Consider the following 6,000-nt stretch of genomic DNA (forward strand, 5'->3'; position numbering starts at 1 on the left):
GACTTCAGTTGTTCCGAACCGCTCTGCGGAGTCCCGGAAGCCCGCCTGCGGGACGGGTTTCCGGCGCTGCGCAGAACAGGCAAAGGCGGACCGCGCTGTTCACGATCCGCCTTTGACCCGGTGTTCCTTGTTCCCAAGGTCATCCGGCCCGGCGGGCCGGGCATTCCCAGGGAAATGAAGACGGGGAGCTTACTCCTGGGTGATCCCGTCGATGATCCAGTAGAAGTAGGGCGCGGAGGTTTTGCCGCCGGCCACGTCGGACTCCCGGAAGAAGTCGCCCTCGGCCACGGTCAGGGTGTCGGGCGCGCTGGCGCCGAAGGCGGTGCCGGTGCCGGTGAAGGGGCCGGCGAAGGGATGGATGGTGCCGTCGGCCAGGCCCTTCTCCACTTCGGCCAGCTTCTCGGCGGTGCCGGGGGCGGCGATCTTCTCATTGAGGGTGGTGAGCACCACGGAGCCCTCGGCCATGCCCTGGGTCCAGTCCTTGTCAAAGCTCTCGCCGTTGACCACGGACTTGATGGCGTACTGGAAGTAGGGGGACCAGTCGATGCGGCAGGAGACGAGGCTGGCCTCGGGGGCCACGCCGGTCATGTCGTTGTTGTAGCCGCAGTGATACACACCGGCGGTCTGGGCCGCGGTGGCGGGGGTGGTGTTGTCGGAGTGCTGGGAGATGAGCTTGCAGCCCTCGTCTGCCAGAGCGGTGGCCGCGTTGGCCTCCTCCGTGGCGTTGGACCAGGAGTTGACGTACTTGACCTTCATGGTGGCACTGGGGCAGACGCTCCGGGCGCCCAGATAGAAGGAGGTAAAGCCGGAGATGACCTCGGCGTAGGGGAAGGCGCCCACATAGCCGATGACGGCCTGGTCGGCGGTGATGTCGCCGGCGTCGATCATCTCCTGGAGCTTCAGTCCGCCCACCACGCCGGCCAGGTAGCGGCCTTCGTAGATGTTGGCGAACGCGTTATGGACGTTCTTCAGCTCGGAGAAAGAGGAGTTGAGGTTGGTGCAGGCGACGAACTGGACGTCCTCGTAGTCGGGGGCCACTTTGAGCATGTAGTCCTCGAAGCCGTAGGAGTTGTTGATGATGAGCTCGCAGCCCTCTTCGGCCAGTTCGATGTTGGCGTCCTCACAGGAGGAGTCCTCGCCGATGTTGTACTTGACCACCCAGTCGACGTTGATGCCCTCGGCGGCCAGAGCCTCGGTGGCGGCGTCCTTGCCGCGGATAAAGTTGTAGGTGTAGCCCTGATCGTTTTCATCGCCGATGCAGATGAGGCCGACCTTGATGGTCTTGCCCTCGGCGGCGGCAGACTCCGCAGCGGCGGACTCGGCGGGGGCTTTGGATTCCGCGGGGGTGCCGGACCCGCCGCAGGCGGCCAGAGACAGGGAAAGGGCTCCCGACAGGAGCAGCGCCAGATACTTCTTGTTCATGTACAAAAGTTCCTCCTTACCAAATTTCCATTCATCCTAAAATCCTTATATAAACGGCCTCACGGCCGGAATTTCAAATGGAAGGAGTCGGCGCTGCCCGTTTCGGCAGCCCTCGTCATCATCCACTCATCACGCCCTTGTAAAAAGGCCGCCTGTGGCAGCAAAAGGTCTTGTCAGTGCCCATCCGGGCGGATTCTCAGCAGAAGGTCACGCCCTCTGTCTCACTCATACTCTTGATCCGGGCCAGAGATTCCACCCGAATGCCCTGTCCGCGGATCAAATCTCCGCCGGGCTGGAAAGCCTTCTCCACGCAGATCCCCGCGCCCACAACGGTGGCGCCGGCTCCCTTTACCACCTGAATAAGGCCGTTGAGGGCCGCGCCGTTGGCCAGGAAGTCGTCGATGAGGAGCACCCGGTCCCCCGGCCTGAGAAACTCCTTGGCCACCATAATGTCGTATACCTTGCCGTGGGTGAAGGACTCCACCTTGGCGGTATACACGCTGCCGTCGATGTTCTTGGTCTTGCTCTTCTTGGCAAAGATGACAGGCACGTTGAAATACTGCCCGGCAATGCAGGCGATCCCGATGCCCGAGGCCTCGATGGTCAGGATCTTTGTGACGTTTTCACCCCCGAACAGCCGGAAAAATTCTTTTCCGATCTCGTTGTAGAGCTCCACGTCGATCTGATGGTTCAAAAAGCTGTCCACTTTCAGCACTGCTCCGCCGTTGCGGATCTTTCCGTCCTTCTGGATGCGATCCTCCAGTAGTTTCATCTCAGCCACTCCCAATCCCCAGTTCTGATTTATTTATTGTACCTGATATACCGTAAAAATGCAAGCAGAGAGGAACGGATTCTTCCCGCTGTTTCGACGGTGTTTGCTTTTTTGAATGGCGGCCGTCTTGTCGCCTTTTCCGGTTTTGGAGGAAGGGAGGCGCGCTCCGGCACGAAGCGCGCCTCCCTTCTTTTCCCTTCTCCCCTTGCGGCCGGGCCCGCCAGGCATTATAATAGGCAGGTAACCAAACGCCTTACATCTGTAAAGGAGATTGACATGGGCAAACAAAAACGCCGCTTTGTCTCCGCCCTGCTGGCGGGACTCATTGCTTTTACCTGTTCCCCCCTCTCCCCCGCCGCCCGGGCCTATACCGATACGGACGCCACCTGGGCCGCCGAGGTCATTGAGAAGGCGGGGACCTACGGCCTGATGGAGGGCTACCCGGACGGCCGCTTCGGTGTGGGAGAGAACATGAGCCGGGCCGAGTTCGTCACCGTTCTGGGCCGCATGTTCGGCTGGCAGAGCGCCTCTCCCGCCGCGCCCACCTACATCGACTGCCCCGCCTCGGCCTGGTACTACTCCGCCGTGGAGACTGCCGCCGCCCACGACGTCACCGATCCCGGCGGGGCCTTCCGTCCCGGGGACTACATCAGCCGCGCCGAGATGGCCCAGATGCTGGTCCGGGCCCTGGGGTACAGCCGCCTGGCCCAGTCCCTGTCCGGCGCCGCCCTTCCCTTCCCAGACGTCGCCGGGGACAAGGGGTACATCGCCATCGCCTACGACCTGGGCATCATCAACGGCGTGGAGGCCAACGGAACGCTGAACTTCCTCCCGGGTTTTTCCGCCCCCCGGGAGCAGGCGGCCGCCATGCTGGTGCGCACTTATGAGCGCTACACCTCCCGGACCCAGTGGCTCCACGGCTTTTACGCCGCCTCCTCCTACTCCCAGATCGGCTACACCGACTCCATGGACGCCGTCAGCGTGGGCTGGGCCCGTCTGGAGGTGAGTGACGGAGCGATCGCGCTCAACGAGACTTCCGCCAACGGCAACGGCTGGGTCAAGCCCGAGGGCTCGGAACTGGTCACCGACCGGCTGGCGGCCAACTCCATCCCCTGCAACCTGTGCGTCTTTGCCTCGGCCTCCACGTTCTCTGCCCTCTCCGCCGGCGGGACGCAGACCGAGGTCATCAACCGCCTGGTCTCCGCCGCCCGCCCCTACGCCGGACTTACCATCGACTTTGAAGGGCTGAAAAGCGCCCAGAGGGAGCCCTTTACCGCCTTTATGACCGCTCTCCGTGCCGCCCTTCCCGCCGGGCAGAGCCTTTATGTCTGCGTCCAGCCCGACACCTGGTACGGCGGCTTTGACTACCGCGCCCTGGGAGAGCTGTGCGACAAGGTCATCCTTATGGCCCACGACTACCAGTGGTCGTCCATCCCCGACTACTATGTGGGCACCTCCAATACTTACTGCCCGGTGACGCCCTTCGACAAGGTCTACACCGCCCTCCGGCACGTCACAGACCCTGTCACCGGCGTACAGGACAAGTCCAAGCTGGCGCTGGCCATCTCCTTCAACACCACCGGCTTCCATGTGGACGCCTCCGGGAATCTGATGGACACTACCTTCTATCACCCTTCGGCGGCCACCATTGCCCAGCGCCTCCGGCAGGCCGATTCGGTCCGCACCTGGGATGAGGCCAGCCACAACCCCTGCCTGAGCTACACCGCCGAGGACGGCGAGCGCTACAAGCTCTGGTATGAGGACGCCCAGAGTGTGTCGGACAAGCTCCAGCTGGCCCGGATGTTCGGGATCACCGGTGTTTCGGTGTGGCGTTTGGGAGCCATTCCCGCCGATCCCGGCAGCCCCAATTATGACGTCTGGTCCGTGCTCTCCGCCCGTTGAGCGGGCGTTATCTCATCACCTTTGAATCGAGGGATCTTCCCATGAACACCAAACTTACCCCCGCCGAATTGGGCCGCATGACGCTGGGCTCGGCAATGGTGGCGGTGGGCGTCTACTTCTTTAAATTCCCCAATCATTTTTCTATGGGCGGGGTCTCCGGCCTGTCTATTCTGCTGGGCCAGCTCATCCCTTCCGATCTCCTCACTCCGGGCGCCATCAACATGGGGATCAACGTGATCTATCTGATCCTGGGCTTTTTGATCCTCAACAAGGGATTTGGAGTCCGCACGGTGTACTGTTCCCTGCTTTATTCCGCCCTGGTCCAGGGGCTGGAATGGATCTGTCCCCTGACCCGTCCCCTTACCGACCAGAAGATGCTGGAGCTCTTTTTTGCCGTCATTCTCCCCGCCCTGGGCTCGGCGATCCTCTTTAACACCAACGCCTCCACCGGCGGCACCGACATCATGGCGATGATCCTGAAGAAATTCACCGGCCTGGATGTGGGGCGGGCGCTGCTGGTCTCAGACGTGGCCATCGCCGGCGCCGCCTTGGTGATCTTCAATATTGAGACCGGCCTCTTTTCCCTGCTGGGTCTCGCCCTCAAATCTGTGCTGGTGGACTCGGTGATCGAATCTCTCAACCGCAAGAAGGCTTTTACGGTGGTCACCCAGGACCCGGAAAAGGTCTGCCACTTTATCAACGAGAGCATGGCCCGTGGGGCCACGGTCTGGAAGGGCCAGGGCGCCTATACCGGGCAGGATCAGTACATCGTCCTCGCCGCCCTCTCCCGGCACCAGGCGGTGGTCCTGCGCAACTTTCTCCGGGCCGAGGATCCCCACGCCTTTATGGTCATCACCAATTCCAGTGAGATCTTCGGCAAGGGATTTCTCCGCGCCTGACAGAGCGCAATGCCGCTCTGATTCCTCCGCGGGCTGCCCCTTTGATGCTCCGTGGAGAAGCTTCCCTGGAAAAAGGAAATATTTCCCTCTCGACAGATTTCCCCTTTTTTCGAAAATGAATATGGTAAAATATGGTTATCCAATCCATTTTACGAAAGAGGGGTCTGAACATGGCGTTTCTCCGCAAAAGAGGTCTTTTTGAGAGCAACAGGGTCGTTTTCCTCCCTGTGGCTGCCCTGGCCCCCAATCCCGGGCAGCCCCGCAAGCGCTTTTCCCGGGAAGGGCTGGAGGAGTTGGCCGCCAGTATTTCTGAGCACGGGATTCTGCAGCCTCTCTCGGTCCGGAGGACAGGGACCAACGGCTATGAGCTGATTTCCGGAGAGCGCCGCCTGCGGGCGGCCCATATGGCGGGGCTGACCGAGGTCCCCTGTATCGTGGTGACGGTGGACGCCGCCCAGTCCTCCCTGCTGGCCCTCATCGAAAACGTCCAGCGCCGGGACCTGGACTTTGTGGAGGAGGCCCAGGCCCTCCAGGCGCTGCTGGACGCCACGGGGGCCTCTCAGGAGACCGTGGCCCGCCAGATCGGAAAATCCCAGTCCGCGGTGGCCAACAAGCTGCGCCTGCTCAAGCTCACGCCGGAAACGCTGCGCCTTCTCCGGGAGGCGGGGCTGACCGAGCGCCATGCCCGTGCGCTGCTTCGGCTGGAGATTCCTGCGCAGCAGGAGTCTGCGGCCCGTTATGTGATCGAACATAATCTCACTGTGGCCCGGACGGAGGACTATGTCCAGAGCCTGCTCTGCCCGCCGCCCCGGCGGAGCAAGCCAACCTTTATCATTAAGGATGTCCGCCTGTTCCTGAACACGGTCACCCGGGGCCTTTCCATGATGCAGAGCGCAGGGGTCCACGCCGACTGCTCCCGGCAAGATACTGACGAGGAGATCCTGCTCACCATTCGAATTCCCCGTTGAACCCGTGGAGTGTTTCACGTGAAACAATTCCATGCGG

Annotated in this window: 5 protein-coding genes; 3 read left to right on the plus strand and 2 right to left on the minus strand. The window is 61.9% G+C overall.

Going from position 1 to position 6,000, the window contains the following annotated elements; genetic code table 11:
* Positions 1 to 189: 189 nt before the first annotated feature.
* Together ACQRD3_RS11235 and ACQRD3_RS11240 are read right to left on the minus strand one after the other, a co-directional pair.
* A complete protein-coding gene (locus ACQRD3_RS11235) occupies positions 190 to 1,422 on the minus strand; it encodes a BMP family ABC transporter substrate-binding protein (RefSeq protein ID WP_080906283.1) in 1,233 nt (410 codons plus the stop codon).
* Positions 1,423 to 1,618: 196 nt separating this feature from the next.
* Positions 1,619 to 2,194: a xanthine phosphoribosyltransferase gene (locus tag ACQRD3_RS11240; protein ID WP_080906284.1), complete on the minus strand. Its 576-nt coding sequence runs from the start codon at positions 2,192 to 2,194 to the stop codon at positions 1,619 to 1,621.
* A gap of 276 nt (positions 2,195 to 2,470) precedes the next feature.
* On the opposite strand from ACQRD3_RS11240, the gene ACQRD3_RS11245 reads away from it, so the two are divergent.
* The 3 genes from ACQRD3_RS11245 to ACQRD3_RS11255 all read left to right on the plus strand — a co-directional run bounded on the left by ACQRD3_RS11245 (position 2,471) and on the right by ACQRD3_RS11255 (position 5,963).
* Entirely contained in the window at positions 2,471 to 4,096 is a 1,626-nt protein-coding gene (locus tag ACQRD3_RS11245) for an S-layer homology domain-containing protein (protein ID WP_427781439.1), read from the plus strand.
* 41 nt (positions 4,097 to 4,137) lie between these two features.
* Positions 4,138 to 4,995 (plus strand): YitT family protein, encoded by an 858-nt coding sequence (locus ACQRD3_RS11250; protein ID WP_080906286.1) that lies wholly within the window; start codon positions 4,138 to 4,140, stop codon positions 4,993 to 4,995.
* Positions 4,996 to 5,165: 170 nt separating this feature from the next.
* On the plus strand, positions 5,166 to 5,963 hold the full coding sequence (locus tag ACQRD3_RS11255) for a ParB/RepB/Spo0J family partition protein (protein WP_080906287.1): 798 nt from the start codon (positions 5,166 to 5,168) through the stop codon (positions 5,961 to 5,963).
* Positions 5,964 to 6,000: the final 37 nt, after the last annotated feature.

It is taken from the genome of Candidatus Pseudoscillospira sp. SGI.172, assembly GCF_050313575.1.
Classification (GTDB): Bacteria; Bacillota; Clostridia; order Oscillospirales; family Oscillospiraceae; genus Vermiculatibacterium.